Genomic DNA, 19,431 nt, shown 5'->3' on the forward strand with positions numbered 1-19,431 from the left:
AATAAAAAATAGAAGAATTTATGACACAGTTTTAAAAATATAACAAACCAAGTTAAATGTAAAATTTATAATAAATTAACGTCTAAAACAGGTATTTGTACCTGTTTTTTTGTTTTTTTATTTAGGTAATTTTGAAAGGAATAAAACAAATAAAACCTGGGAATAGATCAAATAATTCAAATAAATCTATTAACTAGCAACTTAGATTAATTACTAAAACAACAAACAATATGCAAAAAAATGAAAATCATTACGAAGTTATTGTAATTGGTGGTGGAGCAATGGGGTTAGCGTCTGCTTATCAATTGAGTAAGCGAGAAGTAAAAACTCTCGTTTTAGAGCAATTTACTTTTAAAAATCAACTAGGAAGCTCAGCTGGTGTTTCTCGTCAATTTAGAATTCCTTATCCAGATGCCTATATGGTTCAAATGGCTTTAGATTCTAAGAAATATTGGGAAGAACTTCAATCTCACACACATAAAACTCTTTTAGATAAAGTGGGTACATTATGGTTTGGAGATCCCAGTGTGCAATCTACAGAAGGAAATATTGCCCAAGCTGAGAAGGCATTGCAAGAATTAAATGTGCCTTATGAATCGTTAACATCAAAAGAGATTGAAGAACGTTTTCATTTTAAAGCGCTTCCGGAAACTTATACAGGTTTGTTTCAAAAGGATGGAGCAAGTATCGACTTTAGAGCAACTATTGAAACTTTGTATGATTTGTGTAAAAAGAATCATTTTGTAAGATTGCAAGAGCAATCACCAGTAATAGCAATTGAAGAATTAGGCGAATTATTTAAGATAACCACACCAAATGGAGTAAATATTGCTAAAAAAATTATTATAACTCCGGGTCCTTATATGAATAGTGTTACTAATTTTCTAGGGTTTGATGTAGAAGCTACCTATTGGAACATGTCTTCTGCTTATTTTAAAAAAACTGACCCATACATTCAATATCCCACTTGGTTTGTGTTTCAAGAAGCAGAAGGGAAAAATGGAAACCAATTTTATGGTTTTCCAGAAGTAGATTGGGATAATCCTGATTATATTAGAGTTGCACCCGATTTTGTTATGAAAGCTTTAGATAACCCAAACGAAAGGACATTGATTCCAAATGAAGAAGAACTCGAATTTACTTCTCAATGGGTTGAAAAACACATGAAAGGATTAGATTCAAAACCTTATTATACTTCAACTTGTTTAGTAGCGCTAAGTACCATTCCCAATAAAGAATTAATTATAGATTTTGCTCCAGAGTATGTCCCTAATCACAAAAGTATTGTGATTTATGCTACAGGTTGGGCTGCAAAGTTTACTCCCTATTTAGGAAAAATACTTGCTGATTTAGCTATAGACGGAAAAACCGATTTTGATATTACACCTTTTAAATTAGGCGGAGATTATTTTAAAAAAAATATAAACTAACAAAAAAATATAATGGAAGATAAAAAAAACATACCCTTGAATAATGGAATGATGTCAGGTATGAAGATAGAAGTAGCAATAGTTGGTGCAGGAACATCAGGCTTGTATAGCGCTTTTCGTTTAGTACAGGATAAAAAATATTTAGCTAAAGACTTGCAAATTTTTGACATGAATTCTAAAATTGCAGGTAGATTGGAATCGGTTAAAATGCCAGGTATGGATTTTTGGGGAGAACTAGGAGGAATGAGATACCTTACTTCCCAAGAAATTGTTACTACGTTGATTGAAGGCTATCCATTAACAGAGCCTGATTTGGAAAAAAGAACAGCTGTTTTAAATTATCCAATGACGCCAATTCCTTTTCCAATGGGTGATCCATCAGAGTTATTGATGTATCTTAGAAAGGAAAGATTTAAGCAAGATGCTTGGGATGTTGCACAGCAAAAAGGGGAAAAACTCTTAACACGTTATTATTTAAATGATGACGATTACGGATTTAGTGCAGATCAATTGTTTAATAAAATTATTTATGATGTGTTAATGGCAGATTCTTGGTTTGTTGAAAATTTTGGACATAAAGTATTTAAATATACAACATATAGATATGAATTTCAATTAACAAGCAGAGATTGGGATGAAGTGAAACCAAAATTGAAATACTATTTTAAGAATTCACCCTATAATAATAGAAAAGTTAACGATATCGGTTTTTGGAATTTAATTAAAGATCAAGTTTCTCAAGAAGGATATGAGTTTTTAGCAAATGCAGGAGGTTATTATTCTAATACAATTAATTGGAATTCAGCAGAAGCCTTTCCTTATATGGTTGGCGACTTTTCTAGCAATCCAACATATAAAACGATAAAAGAAGGTTATGATAGTATTGCCTATGCTTTAGCAAGTCAGTATTTAGAAAATGATGGAGCTTGTATTTGGACAGAAAATAAATTACTCACATTTAATAGAGAGCATGCTAATAGTGCAACACATAAATATGAATTAGTTTTTTTAAATCTACCTACAAATCAAGTTTGGAATGTATATGCTAATACTATTATTTTGGGAATGCCTCGACAATCTTTAGAGTTGTTAGATCAAAATAATTTCTTTTTCAATTCTAATGAAAGAGAAAAATTAGATGAAAATATTCGCTCTGTAATTAAAGAGCCTGCATTTAAGATTCTTATGGGTTTTGAATATCCTTGGTGGAAAAAAGCATTAGATATAGATTCTGGACATTCTATTACCGATTTGCCAATGCGACAATGTTATTATTTTGGTACCGATGAAAATAATAATCATTCTATGCTTTTAGGAAGCTATGGAGATATGGAGACAGAAACTTTTTGGAAAGCATTATCAGATGATAAAGTTCTTTTTGAGGTGAGACCCACAAAATCTGCATCACTCTTGGAATTGGAAGAGCTAAATGATGTTCAAGCAACTGAAATGATGGTTAATGAATTAATGAATCAATTGAGGGAGTTGCATGGTCCAGATGTTGTTATCCCTGATCCATATGTTACTTGGTTCAAGGATTGGACAGATGCTCCTTTTGGAGCAGGTTATCATGCATGGAAAGCAGGTTTTTCGGTAAAACATGTAATGCCTTATATGAGAAAGCCTTTGGAAGATGAAACTATTCATATAATTGGAGAAGCATACTCGGATCAACAGGGTTGGGTTGAAGGAGCATTTTGTGAAGCAGAAAAAATGCTTCAAGAATATTTTGAAATGGAACGACCAACTTGGTTAAATCCGGATTATTATTTGGGGTGGTAGTTTTTTTGCATAAGGAGACAAAAAAAGGAAGCTGTTTTTATGACAGCCTCCTTTTTTATTGTATTTGCTTTTTTTGATTAATTTAATTTTTCAAAAATTCCTTTTTTGTTTTTTGTGTAAACTACACTTTTAAAATCAATTTTTTCAATATCATTTAATACATTCAAAGCTTCGTCTATATAGATGTCTTTTTGAAGCTCTTCATGCCAACGATCTCTTTTTTCTTTTAAAAGAGGGTCATTTTTGAATAACTCAACTTCAGAAGGAAGCGAATTAAAAACTAAATGATTGTTATAATCGGCTAAAGACTTAAATTTTCTCAATTTATTATCGATTATCTCCATCTTAATTTCGAATTTTTCTAAACTCAATTCAAAGTTGTTATCGTCTTTTCTTTCAAAAATCCATCTCGCATTTTCATCAATTAATTTGAAGTTTTCATTGTTCTTTATTCTTTCAATACTGTTTGAAATCACAGACTCAAATCCAGAAAAGATTGGTTTGTATGGTGCAGCATCAATTTTGTCCCATGGTAATGAATTTTCTTCATCTCTTTCTCCCATGTCTAAATAAGCAAAACGATCAGGGAAAACAATATCGCTCAAAACGCCTTCTCTTTGTGTAGATCCTCCGTTAATTCTATAAAACTTCTGAGTGGTCGTTTTTAAAGCTCCCAAATCTCCATAAGAATTACTTCTAACGAATTGATTTAAGTCTACAAGATTTTGAACAGTACCTTTTCCGTAGGTGTGTTTACTACCAACAACTAGACCTCTTTTATAATCTTGAATAGCTGCTGCAAAAATTTCTGAAGCAGAAGCAGAGAAATTATCTACCATTACAACAAGTGGACCTGTCCATTGAACGCTAGGGTCTTTGTCTGAAAGTATATCTTTTTTACTTCCTGAAGATTTTACTTGCACTATTGGACCTTGTTCAATAAATAAACCAGTCATGTTAACCACAGTTTCCAAAGAGCCACCACCATTACCTCTAAGATCCATGATGATGCCTTCTATGTTTTCTTTCTTCAATTTTTCAATTTCTATAGCAACATCTTTGTAAGCATCTCTTTTGTCTTTGTTGTCAAAACTGATATAGAATTTTGGTAAATAAATTACACCAAACTTTTTTCCATCTTTATCAACAACAGTAGATTTTGCAAAAGTTTCCTCTGTTTCTACTTCATCACGAATAATTGATATTACTTTTATTGAACCATCAACTTTTTTAACTGTTAAACGAACTTCAGTGCCTTTTGGTCCTTTAATTTTTTTAACGACATCATCAAGTCTCATTCCAGCTATATCTATTGGGTCTTCTTTAGCTTGTCCTACTTTTAAAATTACATCGCCAGATTCTAATTCTTTTCCTCTCCAAGCTGGACCACCTGAAATTAATTCAGAAATTTCAACTGCATCATTTTTCTTTTGTAAACGAGCACCAATTCCTTCAAATTTGCCACTCATGCTAATGTCGAACTTGTCTTTTTCTTCAGGAGAAAAATAGAATGTATGTGGGTCAAATTGTTCAACTACAGAGTTGATGAATATAGAGTACCAGTCATTGCTGTCTAATTCTTTTTCAATAAAATCAAAATAATCATCTAAAGATTTAAGAGAGCTTTCTCGTGCTTCTTTTTCAATTTCAGTAAAAGATCTCTCTTTGTATGAGCTGTCATTCTTTTTCTTGTCTTTCTCTAATTTTTCTTTGTCGATAATTGTAGAAAGTACAGATAATTTTAATTGACGTCTCCATCTATTCTTTAAATCCTTGTCATTTTTAGCATAAGGTTGGTTTTCATAATCTGTACTAATAGACTCGTCAATAGTAAAATCGAATGGTTTTGAGAGTATAGATTTGTATATAGATTTTGACTCGTTCACGCGTTTTATTAAACGGGTGTTTGTTAGATAGAAGAATGATAAATCTTTATTTTTTATCATATCATCAATTACAAATTTATATTGATCAAATTCTTTAATATCTGATTCTAGGAAAAATCTTTTTGTAGGATCAATCCCGTTAAGATATTTGTTGTAAACTCGTTTAGAGAAGTTGTCGTTAATTTCAACGGGACTATAATGTCCTTTTTCTAAGACGTAGGTCAGCAACTCTAATAGCAATTTGTCTTTTTCCGGATCTTCGGTTTTGGTAGTTGGAACAAAGCTCCATAGAACTGCAGATAAGGCAGTTACTAGCAAAATAACCTTATAATTTCTTCTCATAAAATCAACAATTTGGGTCATTAAAAAATTTTTTAACTAAGGTACATAAAATATCATGCCAATATTATGCAATGTACAATATATTTTTTTGAAATCATAATTTTTTTTATTTGATAAGGAAGATTTTTCGTTCCATTTAAATTATTTAAATTAGCAAAAAAAAATTCATGAATAAACCACTCATTTTGGTAACAAATGATGATAGTATTGTAGCTCCAGGAATTCGTTTTTTAATTAGTATTATGAAGGAAATTGGGGAGGTAGTTGTAGTTGCTCCGGATAGTCCACAAAGTGCTATGGGACATGCTATAACAATTAATAATACGTTGCATATTGACAGAGTAAATTTAGATAAAGATTTAGAGCATGAATACAGTTGTTCGGGGACTCCAGTAGATTGTGTGAAGATGGCAGTTCATGAAATTTTAGGACGTAAACCAGATTTATGTGTTTCGGGTATTAATCATGGTTCAAATTCTTCCATAAATGTAATCTATTCAGGTACTATGAGTGCGGCTGTTGAAGCCGGAATTGAAGGGATACCTGCTATTGGTTTTTCTCATTTAGATTATGGTTGGGGAACCGATTTTGAACCAATAAAAAAATATATTAAAAAAATAGCGTTAGAAGTTTTAGAACACGGACTCCCAGAAGGGGTTGTTTTAAATGTTAATTTTCCGAAAACAGATTCGGAGCCGATAAAGGGGATACAAGTCTGTCGTCAAGCGAAGGCTACCTGGGTTGAAAAATTTGATAAAAGAACAAATCCTCAAGGTAAAGAATATTACTGGTTATCGGGTGAATTTGTTAATTTAGATAAAGGGCAAGACACAGACGAATGGGCCTTGAAAAACAACTATGTTTCTGTTGTTCCAGTTCAATTTGACTTAACTGCGCATCATGCAATTCAAACACTTAATTCTTGGGATTTAAAATGAAAAAAACAGATTTGTTAATTGGTTTTCTAATAGGGTTATTAGGAGCTTTTTTGGGTACTTTTTTTGCTTTGCAATTTTTAACAGAACAAGGTTTTCTTGAGGGTTTTAAATTGATGAAGCAAGAAGGGACAATTGGGAAAGTAATTACTTTGGGAGCAATACCTAATTTGATTGTTTTTTTTATACTTTTAAAGAAGAACAAAGATTTAATGGCTCGAGGAATTGTTTTGTCTATGTTTCTTTTGACAATAATAACATTAGTTCTATAATATAAAATTGCAATTAAAAATACGTTTGAGAAGAACAAATTAAAGTTAATGAAATCAATACAAATAATGTGATAAATTGACTTAAAAATAACTTTTAAAAATATGAAAAAAACTGTTTTGTTTTTCTTTTTTTGCGTACTATTTTGTAGCGCACAAGAGACAACAAATAACAATAATAAAATAACAAAGATTGTTTTATTGCGTCATGCTGAAAAGGTAAAAGACGGAAGTAAAGATCCTGAATTGTCTGAAGAAGGCTTGATCAGAGCAGAAAGATTAAGTTTAATGTTGTCTGATTTTGCTATAGATAAATTATATGCCACAAATTATATAAGAACTAAAAAAACGTTAGGTATAATTTCTGAGAAAAAAAATATATCAATTACAAACTACAACCCAAAAGAAACGGATTTTGCAAAGAATTTAGTGAAAAATGAATTAGGTAAAACAGTTATAATTGTTGGTCATTCAAATACAATCCCAAAGCTTGTAAACGTATTAATAGGAAAAGATAAATATACTGATTTGCCTGAAAACGAATATGGAAAACTATGGGTTTTGACTTTTTTAAATGAAGAATTGGTGGACTGTAGTTTGTTTAATTTTTAGAATATAAAAATGAAGTATTATATAATAGCAGGAGAGGCTTCGGGCGATTTGCATGGTGCCAATTTAATGAAAGGTATTTTTAAAAATGATCCAAATGCCGATATAAGGTTTTGGGGTGGCGATTTAATGCAAAATGTGGGTGGTGTTTTGATTAAACATTATCGTGATTTAGCATTCATGGGCTTCTTAGAAGTTGCAATGAATTTGAAAACAATTTTAAATAATATTAAAATTTGTAAAAAGGACATTGAAGTTTTTCAACCTGATTTGATTGTTTTTATAGATTATCCAGGATTTAATATGAGAATTGCTACTTGGGCAAAAGAACGAGGAATTCCAACGCATTACTACATTTCTCCTCAAATTTGGGCTTGGAAAGAAAATAGGATTAAAGCAATTAAACGAGATGTTGACCATATGTATGTAATTCTTCCTTTTGAAAAGGATTTTTATGAGAAGAAGCATAATTTCCCTGTCAAATTTGTCGGACATCCATTAATTGATGCTATTCATGATAGAAAAAACGTCGATGAAACTGTTTTTAGAAAAGAATATCAATTAGACGAAAAACCAATTATTGCCCTTTTACCAGGAAGTAGGAAACAAGAAATTAATAAAATGCTTTCTGGAATGTTATCAGTTGTGGAATATTTTCCAGAATATCAATTTGTAATTGCAGGTGCGCCAAGTCAAGAATATTCTTTTTATGAACCTTTTTTGAGTAAAAAAAATGTACACTTTATTTCTAATAGAACCTATGATTTACTAAGTGTTTCTCATGCAGCATTAGTTACATCTGGAACAGCAACTCTTGAGACAGCCTTGTTCAAAGTCCCAGAAGTAGTTTGCTATAAAGGAAGTTGGCTTTCTTACCAAATTGCGAAACGAATCATTACCCTTAAATACATTTCTTTAGTTAATTTGATAATGGATAAAGAAGTAGTTACGGAACTTATTCAAGATAAATTTAATACAAAAAATATAAAAAATGAACTTCAAAAAATTCTTAATGGTGAAGATAGGAGCATAATGTTGCATCACTATGAAGCATTAGAACAAAAATTAGGAGGAAGTGGAGCGAGTGAGAAAACGGCACAATTAATTGTGTCATCATTAAAAAAATAATCTTATTTTCGCAATTAATCATTTTTGTTATGAGAAAAATTATATTTATCGTCTTAATAGCTTTCTTTTTTGTAAGTTGTAAAACGAGCGCAATTATGATTCAGAATAATGAAGAAATACAGGACGAAGCAGCTGGAGATTATGAAATTAATCTTGATGTTGCTTATAGAGATAGTATTTCTAAAGTGAAAAAAACACAACCCAAACAAGAAAAGACAGTTTTTTTAAAAAAACGATTGAAAGAAAAAGAGAAAGCACGCTTTAATGCTATTGTTGAGGATATTGACGAATTTTTAATACGTGCTAAAATTATTGATAGCGCTAAAACCTACGTGGGAACACCCTATCATTATGGTGGGATGAGTAAAAATGGAATTGATTGCTCTGCTTTAATATATAGAGTTTTTCAAAAAAATGATTTTTCAGTTCCTAGGACTTCAATTGCACAGAGCGAATTAGGAGAAAAAGTAAAACCTAAAAAAGCCGATATTGGAGATTTAATTTTTTTCAGAACAACCAGAAGAAAAAGAATATCTCATGTTGGAATAGTTGTAGAAAATCATAGTGGTGATATTAAGTTCATTCATGCATCATCGAGTAAGGGAGTAATGATTTCTTCGTTAGAGGAAGCTTATTTTAAGAAAAGATTCGTAAAAATTAAAAGATTAATATTATAATAGGTTTGAAAAAAATACTATTCTTTATAATTGTAATAAGTATTGTAAGTTGTAAAACTCAATCCAACATTGTAACTTCAAAAAAAGAAGCAAAAGCAAAGGGGATTTATAGTTACACTACAAATGACAAAGTTAAGGTTGTTAAGGCAGAAAGAATAAAAAAAACGAATAACACTGTTTCACTTGAAACAGAAAATAAAAGAGCAGAAAAAAAAATCTATCCAAATAGTTCTAATAATCTTGCGTTAGATATTGTTGATTCAGCTCGAGAAAATTTAGGTGTTAAATATAGAACTGGAGGAACTACAAGGAAAGGAATGGATTGTTCAGGTTTAGTTTTCAGTACTTTTGGGAATTATGATATTTCTTTGCCTAGAACTTCAATAGACATGTCAAGGCATGGAGAAGAAATTAAAAGAGATGAAGCACAACCAGGCGATTTGATATTTTTCAAGACAAACGGGCGTAGTGTCATAAACCATGTCGGAATAATTACTCAAATTAGAGAAGATGGCGAAATTGAATTTATCCATTCATCAACTAAACAAGGAGTGATAATTTCTTCAACAGCAGATCATTATTATTCTAAAACATTTGCTCAAGTTAATCGTGTTCTGACAAATTAATCTATCACTCTAACTACAATGAATGTTTTAAAATACCCTATAATCACAATTACAATAGGTTTTGTTTTGGGTATTTTAGCAAATTATTTCTTTAAACCATCATTTAGATATATTATAATCTCGATAGTACTCATTTTGAGTGTTTTTGTTTTTGCTTTTTTTAGGGCTAGAAAAAAACTTTTTCAGGATGTTTTTTTTGGTATAGTTGGGTATTTTTTAGTTATTACTTTAGGTATATTGACTCATTATTTTCATATTGATTTGAATTATGAAAATCATTATTCAAAAGTAATGATGAATGAGAAAAATGTATTTTTGGGAACAATATCATCAATTGTTAAGCCAAATGAAAAATACAATAAATATGTTCTCGATTTAGAAAAATGTGATGACAATGGTGTGATAGGGAAAATACTTTTATATTATTCTAAGGAAGATTCTATTGTTTTGCCTGTAGGTCAAAGGCTTTTTTTTTATAAAAAGTTGCATGCAATACCAAAAGCATTTAATCCCAATCAGTTTGATTATTCTAAATATTTAGAGAAACAGAATATCTATCATCAGGTTTTTTGTCACAAAGGAGATATTAAAAAAGTAGAAGTTAAAAATAACATAGGTCATTTCTTCTATGAATTAAGAAAAAAGTTAAAAACCAGTTTTTCAATCCATCAATTCACACCAAAAACAAGAGCAATTTTAGAAGCTTTATTACTAGGCAATAGAAGCGACATGGATAAAGAAACGATGAATAACTATGCTAAAGCTGGTGTTATTCATATTTTGGCTATTTCTGGGCTTCATATAGGTATTCTTTTTGTTATTTCATCGAGTTTATTAAATCCACTTGATAAAAAAAAGTATGGAAGTATCTTTAAATTAGTAATCATTATTACTTTTCTTTGGTTTTTTGCTATCATTACTGGTTTCTCAGCCTCAGTAGCTAGAGCTGTTACATTGTTTACCTTTATAAGTATTGGTAAATATTTTAATCAACAGCAAGATATTTATAACGGAGTTGCTGTTTCTGCTTTAATTTTATTAATGATTCAGCCTAATTTCATATTTGATATTGGTTTTCAGTTAAGCTATGCAGCAGTATTGTCAATTTTATTATTTCAACCTTTTTACGAGAGATTTTACTTCTCAAAAAATAAAATAGCAGTATATTTTGTAGATATTGTTTTAGTTTCTTTAGCGGCTCAAATTGGTGTGCTACCTTTAAGTTTGTACTATTTTAACCAATTGCCATTACTTTTTTTGTTTGCTAACCTACTTGTAATTCCGTTGTCTAGTTCTGTTTTAGTACTTGGTGTAATTACGCTGATTTTTAATTTTGTCTTTCAACCCGTAGCAATATTGATAGGGAAATTTTTAGTAGTTCTTGTTGGTTTAATGAACAATTATGTTGCCTATGTGTCTAAAATTGAAGGAGGTATTGTAACGAATATTGCCTTTACTGAGAGTTTGGTTCTTTTTCTGTATTTACTCATTGTTGCTTTTATCTTTTGGGTCTATAATAGAGAATGGTATGCTTTTCGTAATACTATTTTAAGTTTATTATTGTTTCAAATAGCATATGTAATTATCAAAAAAAATGAAAATGGTTATGATGAATTTTTGGTGTTTAACAGCAAAAAAAGTATTATCGTAATAAAACAAAAAAATGAGGTTATATTCTTAACAGATGAAGAACAGAAAAATAGGATTCTAATGGATGATTATATTCAAAACACTTTTATAGATTCTGTAAATATTGAACCTTTGCAAAACACCATTTTTTTTCATAAAAAAAGAATTCTAATAGTTGATAGTAGTGCTATATATAAAATTAGTAAAAAACCAGATATAATTGTTTTAACACAAAGTCCAAAGATTAATTTAGAACGACTTATTAAAGAAAATAATCCAGATATTATAGTAGCAGATAACAGTAATCCTTTTTATAAGATTAATGAGTGGAAAGCAACTTGTAGACAAGAAAAAATCCCTTTCCATGCAACAGCAGAAAAGGGATTTTATAGACTAAAATAATTTTACTTCTTTTTTGAAACAATTTGGTCTGCAACTGCTATCCATTTTTCAGAACCACCAGCTACATAACCAGTACTGCCTAATCCATTAAGATTCATTTTTCCTTCTTTTCCTTTTTCTGGAGAAACAAACCAAACTGTAGGATATCCTCTCACTTGAAACATATTTTGTAATTGTGCATTTTGCGCTTTTATATTGGGGTCTTGTGCTGTTCTTCTAGGGAAATCTAATTCAACAAGAATAACATTGTCATTTGCCCATTTCTCAAATTCAGTCGTTTTTAAAACTTCTTTTTGTAAACGAATACACCAGCCGCACCAGTCTGAGCCAGTAAAGAACAGTAACATAGGTTTTTTCTCTTTTATGGCTAGATCTGAAGCTTTACTCATGTCGGTGTGCCAAGTAAGTTCCTGAGCATTACTTATACCAAAACTGATTAGAAATAGAAATAAAAATAGTTTTTTCATTTTTCTTTAATAATTAAATGTTGTTACAAATTTAGGCAAAAAGAGTGCCATTATTTGTTTGTTATCTAACACCATGCATTAGTTTTTTAATAACTGGAGTCATTAAGATTGAGAATAGTCCAACAATAACAGAAACAATTGTTAACATCCAAAAGAAGTAACTTAGACCATGTTCGTTAGCAATTTTATCAATGTTTTCTCCAAATTTACCAGCTCCTTTCATTCCGATTGCAACAGCCAAGTACCAAACTCCAAACATAAAAGCAATCATTCTTGCAGGAACTAACTTACTCACATAGGATAATCCAACTGGAGAGATACATAATTCACCCATTGTGTGGAATAAATAAACAAGTACTAACCAAATCATACTCACAGAAGCTGTTTTTGCACCTGGTTCAATTCCTGTAGCTCCAATTGCAACGCAAGCCATTCCTAGAGCTAATAATCCCATTCCAATTCCATATTTCATGTTTGCATTTGGATTGTATTTACTTTCCCACCATTTAGAAAATAATGGAGCGAGTGCGATAATGAATAATGAATTTAAAGTAGAGAACCATGTTGCAGGTACTTCTGTTACACCTTCAGTAACTTTTTCAATTTTAAGCATTTCTAAAGTTGCGTCAGATAGATTAATAAATCCAGCAGTATAGAAATCTTTAAGTAACATCCAAATTGCAATACTCCAAATAATCACAAAACTAGTTGCCAAAATAAGGTTTGCTACTGCATAGTTTTTGAAAGTTTGTTTGAATAATAAATATAAAACCCAAGTAATTATTGCTAAAGGAACTACTGTTATAAGTGAATTTACAATTAAGAAAAAAGTACTCCAGCTACCTTCTAATACTCTATCGGTATAATCACTTGCAAATATTGTTAAAGAGTTTGGTGATTGTTCAAAAATAGCCCAAAAGAAGATTGTTAAAAATGCAAAGAATGTTACTGCAATCATTTTCTCTCTTGTTATTTGAGAATAACGAAACAAACGACTAACTAATAATACAACAAATAAAGCAAGTGCTGATAAAATGGCAATATTATTTCCGTTTTCACCTAAAAAGCTAAAAATATCAACTGTTCCTCCTGAAATTTTTGAAGCTGGATCATTAATAATCCATAACAAGCCTAAAAGTGAAGAAACACCAATTAAAACTAAATCAACAGTTGTAAACGGATTTCTTTTGTCGGTATCTCCACTTGCTGCTTTAGCTTTACTTTCTGCTGTTGGTTTTAGTCCAATATCTCCAAATATATTTTGAGATAACCAAAATTGTAACATTCCGAAGAACATGAAAATTCCTGCTAACCCAAAACCATAACTCCATCCTACTTTTTCACCTAAATAACCGCAAAGTAAAATCCCAAAGAATGCTCCAGCATTTACTCCCATATAAAAAAGTGTATAAGCCCCATCTTTTTTCTCAGGTCTGTCTTTGTACATTTCAGAAATTATCGATGTCATGTTTGGTTTAAAGAACCCATTACCAAAAACTAACAAAATTAACCCTAAGTAAATAGAAAACTCGGTTTCAACCGCCATGGATGCGTGCCCTAATGTCATTAATACAGCACCAACAACAACTGCCCATCTAAAACCAATTATTTTATCAGCAAAATATCCCCCTAGCATTGTAGATAAATATACTAAACCTACATAAGAACCGAAAAGAGCTGATGCATTTTCTCTTGTCCATTCCCAACCTCCATCGGTAAAAGAAGCGGTTAAGAATAAAATTAACAATGAACGCATTCCGTAAAATGAAAAACGTTCCCACATTTCAGTGAAAAACAATACAAACAACCCCGCTGGGTGACCTAAAACAGGATTTTTAAAAAATTGATCTGTTGAATTTTGACTCATAATAATTAATTGTTTAATTCTTTATCTACTCCGTGCATTAATTTCTTAATTACAGGTGACAATACTAATAAAATTGTTCCAAAGATAATTCCAGTATAAAATAAATATTCAAATAATTTCAAATAACTTGCCTTTGCAATGTTCAAATCAGGAGCTAATCCGTTTGATGTATCTATAGAAGCAATATTGGCTAAAACTGAAGCAATAAACTCTGAACTTGCTGTTGCTAGGAACCAAACTCCCATCATGAATCCGACTATTTTTTTCGGTGATAATTTGGTTACGGCAGATAAACCTACTGGAGATAAACATAATTCTCCACTTGAATGAAGTAAGTAGGCAAATATTAACCAAAAAGCAGCTACTTTACCTGTTCCAGAAATATTAATTCCATAAACTAAAGCTCCAAAGCCTAAACCTACTAATAGTAATGCTATGGAAAACTTTACAGCTGTATTAGGATTGTATTTTCCCATTTTTACCCATAACCAAGCAAAGACTGGTGCTAAAAGAATAATAAAAAGCGCATTAAAACTTAAGAATTGTCCTGCGGATAATTCAAAACCAAAAATAGATCTATCAAGTGCTCTGGCAGCAAATAAATTCATCGAAGTATAAGCTTGTTCAAAAAGAGCCCAAAAAACGATAGTGAAAATAATAAGTATTGTTAATGCGATTAATTGATCGCGTGATTTTCCATCTAACTTTGTTATAGCATAATAAGCAATATAGATAAAGGATGCTGCTCCTGCAATTTTAAGCGACCAAGAAACTGCTTCATGATTTTGAACCATTAACCAAAACAAAACAGTTGAAGTGATGCTAAAAAAATAAATGAGCCACTCATTTTTCAAACCAAATGATTTTTTTTCTAAAAACTCAGGATTTGAAGACTCACCTTTACCCATTAAAAGTTTTTTTCCGTAGATGAATGTAGAAAGTCCTAAAACCATACCAATTCCAGCAGCTCCAAAACCGTAGCTCCAACCATAAGTTTCTCCTAACCAAGCACACAAAATTGTTGAAATAAAGGATCCTAAATTAATTCCCATATAGAACAAGGTAAATCCAGAATCACGACGTTTATCTCCTACATTATAAAGTTCTCCTACTAATGATGATATGTTGGCTTTTAAAAATCCAACTCCTAATATTATTAATGCTAAAGAGAAATAAAATATTTGTAAAGCAAATTCATCACGAGTGATTTCTCCTGTCATTGATTTTGTTGCTGCATTTCCTTCAAAAGCCATTCCTAAATGGCCTAATACCAACATGATGCCTCCAAAAACAATTGCTTTTCTAAAGCCTAAATATTTATCGGCAATAAAGCCACCTATAACTGGTACTGCATATACTAATGCTGCATAACTCCCAATGGTTAAATTGCCAACACTATCAGTAAATAAGTGATATTGTGTTAAATAAAAAATTAATAAAGCTTTCATCCCATAAAACGAGAAGCGCTCCCACATTTCGGTAAAAAATAAAATGAATAGCCCTCTTGGGTGACCAAAAAAAGTTTTCTCTTCAATTAATTTGTTATTCATGTTTTTATAATTTTATTTTTAAATTAATGAACATTACCCATCAATTTTTTCATCAAGGGAGAAAAAATTAGCACAATTAGTCCAGCTCCGATTGCATATTTTGAGATTAAATCAAATCCGTTTGTATAAATTGATAATGTTTGAAGTCCACCAACGTTAGTATCTGTACTTTCGACAGCTAATTGTTCCGATATAAAACCAACAATTTGAAACGCATAGGCAGAGGAAAGAAACCAAATCCCCATCATAAAAGCTACAATACGTTTCGGAGATAAATCGGTTATTTTTGATAATCCAACAGGTGACATGAATAATTCTCCAATAGATATAATAAAATACATAACCAAAAGGTAAGTAAAAGGAACCATACCATTCTCGTCTGCACTTCCACCACTTAAAGAAAGGACATAAAAACTTAATCCAGCAAGAACCAATCCAAAACCAAATTTATAAGGAGTTCTTGGGTTTAATTTTTTCTTTGATAAATATGCCCAAAGTAAAGAAATAGGGATGGATAATATAATGATGACTAATGAGTTTAAAGCGTTCGTTTGACTCGCATTCATTATTCCATTTAAGTTAACATTTCTGTCTGCAAATAAGGTGATTACACTTCCAGATAATTCATGGAAACCCCAAAATAGAGTCATGAAAAAAGTGATTAGTATAGCCATTATTAGTTTTTTTCTTTCATCTGAAGTAGCGTTTTTAAGAATTGTGGCCAAGTAGATAAAAATTAGAACACCTATCACTTTGAACAAAACATTAACTATATTTTGGTTACCAAGGAATGAATCTTCTGAGCCAATAGATTTATAGCTAGCTAAAAGAAAGGCAATTACGGGAGCACATAAAAAAGCGACTATAGGGATGAACGTTTTTTGCGGAATTCCGATGATTTTCTTTTCATAAACAGCCAAGTTTGGAGGCAATCCTTTATCGCCAAACACATTTTTCTTTATTCCACTCCAAAAGAAAAGTAAACCAGCTAACATACCTATTCCAGCTAGTCCAAAACCATAATGCCAACCATAGCTTTGACCAAGCCAACCACAAAGTAAAGGTGCTGCAAACCCACCAATGTTAATTCCCATATAGAAAATGGTAAATCCAGAGTCTTTTCTTTTATCTCCGTTTTCGTAAAGAGACCCAACAAATGTTGAAATATTAGGTTTGAAAAAACCATTACCTACGACTATAAAAGCTAATGCAAGAAAAAAAGCAATTTCATTTTCAATAGCTAGTACGAAATGCCCTAATGACATTAATGCACCTCCTAAGAAAATGGAACTGCGCATTCCTAATATTTTATCTGAAATTCGACCTCCAATAACAGTAGAAGCATATACAAGAGATCCATAGGATGCATAGACAGCAGCAGCAGCCACGTCTTTTTCGGCTAGTGCTTTAAAAATTTCATTAACCATGTAAAGCATTAATAATGCTCTCATACCATAGAAACTAAATCGCTCCCATAATTCTGCAAAGAATAAATAAAACAATCCTTTAGGATGCCCAAAAAGTTCTTGTTGTTGTGTTGCTGTAGAATTCATATTATAGTTTTTCTAAAATGAAGTTTGTCATTTTTGTGTACAATTGAAGCCTTGTTTTTCCACCATAAATACCATGGTTTTTATCAGGATAAATAGCCCAGTCAAATTGTTTGTTTGCTTGAACAAGTGCTTCTACCATTTTCATTGTGTTTTGAACATGTACATTGTCATCGGCAGTTCCGTGAATTAAAAGATAGTTTCCTTTTAATTTTTCAACATGATTTATTGGTGAATTTTGGTCATAGCCGCTAGGGTTTTCTTGTGGTGTTTGCATATATCTTTCAGTATAAATACTGTCATAAAATCTCCAGCTAGTAACAGGAGCAACAGCAATAGCGGTTTTAAAAATATCTGCTCCTTGAAAAATGCAGTTAGAAGACATAAAACCACCATAGCTCCAACCAAAAATTCCAATTCTAGAAGCGTCAACATAAGGGTAGTTACCAATTACCTTTGCAGCGTCAATTTGATCTTCTACTTCATATTTACCTAATTCTTTGTAGGTGCATTTTTTAAATTTTGCCCCTTTAAATCCAGTACCTCTTCCGTCAACACAAACTACGATATAATCTTTTTGTGCTAACATGTAATACCAATAATCGTTGTATGAATTCCAATTGTTTGCGACAGATTGCGAACCTGGTCCAGAATATTGATACATGAAGACAGGATATTTTTTAGAAGGATCGAAATTTTTTGGTTTTATCATCCATGCGTTTAAATCGTGTCCTTTTTCAGTAGTGAGAGTGAAAAATTCTTTTGGAGCTACATTATATTTTGCTAATTTTTCTTCAGCAGCTTCGTTAGTAACAATTTCTTTAATAGTTTTTCCAGTACTTGATTCGTTTAAGGTGTAGTGTGGAGCATTTATAGCGCTAGAGAAATTATTGATAAAATATTGGAAATTCGGACTAAAAATTGCGTTGTTAGTTCCTGTTTTAGTAGATAGTCTCGTTTTTGATTTTCCATTAATTTTAATAGAATAAACATCTCTATTTATAGAACCATTTTCTGTAGATTGATAATAAATAGTTTTGTTTTTTTCATCAAAACCATAATAGTTTGTTACTTCCCAGTTTCCAGAAGTAATTTGTTTTTTTAGTTTACCTGTTTTTTCATAATGGTAGATATGGTTATAACCATCTTTTTCTGAAGTCCAAATGAAACTATTATCATCTAAGAATGTAAGGTTATCAGTAACATCAATATATGCATTGTCTTTTTCATTTAAAACAATTTGAGCTACTCCAGAATTTGCATCTATAAAATGTAAATCTAAATTGTTTTGATGACGATTCATTACTTGCGCACTAAGAACGTTTGCGTCATTAGTCCATTTGATTCTTGGGATATAGAAATCGTTGTAGTTCCCAAGATTAATTTTTTTAGTAACGTTTGTTTTTAAGTCATAAATATGTAACGATACAATAGCATTTTTTTCTCCAGCTTTGGGATATTTAAAAACATATTGAGAAGGATATAATCCTTCATTATACATGTCCATTGAAAATTCTGGAACTTCAGTTTCATCAAAACGAATGAAAGCAATTTTATCGCCAGTACTGTTCCAATCATAAGCTTTTACAAACGCAAATTCTTCTTCATAAACCCAATCAGTTATTCCGTTAATGATTGCATTTTTTCTGCCGTCATTAGTAATTTGTAAATGGGTTTTTGAAAGCACATCATATACATATAAATTGTTTTCAAAGGCATATGCTATTTTTGAGCCGTCAGCAGAAAATGTAGGCTCTTGAATTTGTTTGTCTGTAAATTTGTTTAACTCTTTTGATGTTATATCATATACAAAATAATCTGCAGTGAAAGAATGTCTAAAAATAGGTTTAGAATTGGTAGCAAGTAGTATTTTGTTTTCCGCTTTGTTAAAAGTATAACTGTCGATCGTTTGTAATTGAGGATGATTTTTTGTGTCAATTAAATTACTAACTTTTTCAAGGGTTTTGAAATCGAATAAATCAATTTGCATTGTTCTAGTTTGCCAATCTGAATTTAAGATTGTATATTGATTTGTGTTTTTCATGGCATGAAGTTCGTCCATTTCGGAGGTTCTAAAAGCTCCAGACCAAATCTCTTCAAGGGTGATTTTTTTTTGCGCAGTAACTGAAAAAGAAGTTACTAACAAGAAAAATGCGGTAAAATTCTTTAATAACATAGTTGGTTTTTTTAATTAAAAACCCCCAATAATATGAATTTTTTGCGACATATCCATCAACTTTAACTTATTTTGGTCGCTATATATTTTTTTTATACATTTATAG

Annotated in this window: 15 protein-coding genes; 9 read left to right on the top strand and 6 right to left on the bottom strand. The window is 31.0% G+C overall.

Going from position 1 to position 19,431, the window contains the following annotated elements; all coding sequences use genetic code 11:
• Positions 1 to 230: 230 nt before the first annotated feature.
• Both ACZ49Z_RS08730 and ACZ49Z_RS08735 read left to right on the top strand, forming a co-directional pair.
• Positions 231 to 1,430 (top strand): FAD-dependent oxidoreductase, encoded by a 1,200-nt coding sequence (locus tag ACZ49Z_RS08730; RefSeq protein WP_464307787.1) that lies wholly within the window; start codon positions 231 to 233, stop codon positions 1,428 to 1,430.
• Between the two features lie 12 nt (positions 1,431 to 1,442).
• Positions 1,443 to 3,212 carry a flavin monoamine oxidase family protein gene (locus ACZ49Z_RS08735; RefSeq protein WP_464307788.1) on the top strand — a complete coding sequence of 590 codons (1,770 nt, stop codon included), beginning with the start codon at positions 1,443 to 1,445 and terminating at the stop codon, positions 3,210 to 3,212.
• A gap of 77 nt (positions 3,213 to 3,289) precedes the next feature.
• On the opposite strand, the gene ACZ49Z_RS08740 is transcribed toward ACZ49Z_RS08735, so the two are convergent.
• Positions 3,290 to 5,461: a carboxy terminal-processing peptidase gene (locus tag ACZ49Z_RS08740; RefSeq protein ID WP_464307789.1), complete on the bottom strand. Its 2,172-nt coding sequence runs from the start codon at positions 5,459 to 5,461 to the stop codon at positions 3,290 to 3,292.
• A gap of 146 nt (positions 5,462 to 5,607) precedes the next feature.
• Here ACZ49Z_RS08740 and surE point away from each other — a divergent pair, with 146 nt between their 5' ends.
• The 7 genes from surE to ACZ49Z_RS08775 all read left to right on the top strand — a co-directional run bounded on the left by surE (position 5,608) and on the right by ACZ49Z_RS08775 (position 11,715).
• Positions 5,608 to 6,378, top strand: a complete 771-nt coding sequence (surE, locus tag ACZ49Z_RS08745; RefSeq protein WP_464307790.1) for a 5'/3'-nucleotidase SurE — start codon at positions 5,608 to 5,610, stop codon at positions 6,376 to 6,378.
• Positions 6,375 to 6,647: a hypothetical protein gene (locus ACZ49Z_RS08750; RefSeq protein WP_464307791.1), complete on the top strand. Its 273-nt coding sequence runs from the start codon at positions 6,375 to 6,377 to the stop codon at positions 6,645 to 6,647. The genes surE and ACZ49Z_RS08750 overlap by 4 nt, the downstream gene beginning before the upstream one ends.
• Before the next feature lie 102 nt (positions 6,648 to 6,749).
• Positions 6,750 to 7,256 (top strand): SixA phosphatase family protein, encoded by a 507-nt coding sequence (locus tag ACZ49Z_RS08755; RefSeq protein ID WP_464307792.1) that lies wholly within the window; start codon positions 6,750 to 6,752, stop codon positions 7,254 to 7,256.
• Positions 7,257 to 7,265: 9 nt separating this feature from the next.
• Entirely contained in the window at positions 7,266 to 8,381 is a 1,116-nt protein-coding gene (gene lpxB, locus ACZ49Z_RS08760; protein WP_464307793.1) for a lipid-A-disaccharide synthase, read from the top strand.
• A gap of 29 nt (positions 8,382 to 8,410) precedes the next feature.
• Entirely contained in the window at positions 8,411 to 9,058 is a 648-nt protein-coding gene (locus ACZ49Z_RS08765) for a C40 family peptidase (protein WP_464307794.1), read from the top strand.
• A gap of 5 nt (positions 9,059 to 9,063) precedes the next feature.
• On the top strand, positions 9,064 to 9,684 hold the full coding sequence (locus ACZ49Z_RS08770) for a C40 family peptidase (protein ID WP_464307795.1): 621 nt from the start codon (positions 9,064 to 9,066) through the stop codon (positions 9,682 to 9,684).
• Positions 9,685 to 9,702: 18 nt separating this feature from the next.
• Positions 9,703 to 11,715: a ComEC/Rec2 family competence protein gene (locus ACZ49Z_RS08775; RefSeq protein WP_464307796.1), complete on the top strand. Its 2,013-nt coding sequence runs from the start codon at positions 9,703 to 9,705 to the stop codon at positions 11,713 to 11,715.
• Positions 11,716 to 11,717: 2 nt separating this feature from the next.
• On the opposite strand, the gene ACZ49Z_RS08780 is transcribed toward ACZ49Z_RS08775, so the two are convergent.
• From ACZ49Z_RS08780 to ACZ49Z_RS08800, 5 genes are all read right to left on the bottom strand, one after another.
• Entirely contained in the window at positions 11,718 to 12,182 is a 465-nt protein-coding gene (locus ACZ49Z_RS08780; RefSeq protein WP_464307797.1) for a thioredoxin family protein, read from the bottom strand.
• 61 nt (positions 12,183 to 12,243) lie between these two features.
• Entirely contained in the window at positions 12,244 to 14,049 is a 1,806-nt protein-coding gene (locus ACZ49Z_RS08785; RefSeq protein ID WP_464307798.1) for a peptide MFS transporter, read from the bottom strand.
• Positions 14,050 to 14,054: 5 nt separating this feature from the next.
• Positions 14,055 to 15,599 carry a peptide MFS transporter gene (locus ACZ49Z_RS08790; protein ID WP_464307799.1) on the bottom strand — a complete coding sequence of 515 codons (1,545 nt, stop codon included), beginning with the start codon at positions 15,597 to 15,599 and terminating at the stop codon, positions 14,055 to 14,057.
• 23 nt (positions 15,600 to 15,622) lie between these two features.
• Entirely contained in the window at positions 15,623 to 17,152 is a 1,530-nt protein-coding gene (locus ACZ49Z_RS08795; protein ID WP_464307800.1) for a peptide MFS transporter, read from the bottom strand.
• A gap of 1 nt (position 17,153) precedes the next feature.
• Positions 17,154 to 19,325: a S9 family peptidase gene (locus ACZ49Z_RS08800; RefSeq protein ID WP_464307801.1), complete on the bottom strand. Its 2,172-nt coding sequence runs from the start codon at positions 19,323 to 19,325 to the stop codon at positions 17,154 to 17,156.
• Positions 19,326 to 19,431: the final 106 nt, after the last annotated feature.

Source organism: Flavobacterium sp. KY-23415 (genome assembly GCF_055384985.1).

What these genes read in the sequence shown, in the direction of transcription:
- ACZ49Z_RS08730 (WP_464307787.1), top strand. Translation starts at nt 231, where the DNA reads ATGCAAAAAAATGAAAATCATTACGAAGTTATTGTAATTGGTGGTGGA.
- ACZ49Z_RS08735 (WP_464307788.1), top strand. Translation starts at nt 1,443, where the DNA reads ATGGAAGATAAAAAAAACATACCCTTGAATAATGGAATGATGTCAGGT.
- ACZ49Z_RS08740 (WP_464307789.1), bottom strand. Translation starts at nt 5,461, where the DNA reads ATGACCCAAATTGTTGATTTTATGAGAAGAAATTATAAGGTTATTTTG.
- surE (WP_464307790.1), top strand. Translation starts at nt 5,608, where the DNA reads ATGAATAAACCACTCATTTTGGTAACAAATGATGATAGTATTGTAGCT.
- ACZ49Z_RS08750 (WP_464307791.1), top strand. Translation starts at nt 6,375, where the DNA reads ATGAAAAAAACAGATTTGTTAATTGGTTTTCTAATAGGGTTATTAGGA.
- ACZ49Z_RS08755 (WP_464307792.1), top strand. Translation starts at nt 6,750, where the DNA reads ATGAAAAAAACTGTTTTGTTTTTCTTTTTTTGCGTACTATTTTGTAGC.
- lpxB (WP_464307793.1), top strand. Translation starts at nt 7,266, where the DNA reads ATGAAGTATTATATAATAGCAGGAGAGGCTTCGGGCGATTTGCATGGT.
- ACZ49Z_RS08765 (WP_464307794.1), top strand. Translation starts at nt 8,411, where the DNA reads ATGAGAAAAATTATATTTATCGTCTTAATAGCTTTCTTTTTTGTAAGT.
- ACZ49Z_RS08775 (WP_464307796.1), top strand. Translation starts at nt 9,703, where the DNA reads ATGAATGTTTTAAAATACCCTATAATCACAATTACAATAGGTTTTGTT.
- ACZ49Z_RS08780 (WP_464307797.1), bottom strand. Translation starts at nt 12,182, where the DNA reads ATGAAAAAACTATTTTTATTTCTATTTCTAATCAGTTTTGGTATAAGT.
- ACZ49Z_RS08785 (WP_464307798.1), bottom strand. Translation starts at nt 14,049, where the DNA reads ATGAGTCAAAATTCAACAGATCAATTTTTTAAAAATCCTGTTTTAGGT.
- ACZ49Z_RS08790 (WP_464307799.1), bottom strand. Translation starts at nt 15,599, where the DNA reads ATGAATAACAAATTAATTGAAGAGAAAACTTTTTTTGGTCACCCAAGA.
- ACZ49Z_RS08795 (WP_464307800.1), bottom strand. Translation starts at nt 17,152, where the DNA reads ATGAATTCTACAGCAACACAACAACAAGAACTTTTTGGGCATCCTAAA.
- ACZ49Z_RS08800 (WP_464307801.1), bottom strand. Translation starts at nt 19,325, where the DNA reads ATGTTATTAAAGAATTTTACCGCATTTTTCTTGTTAGTAACTTCTTTT.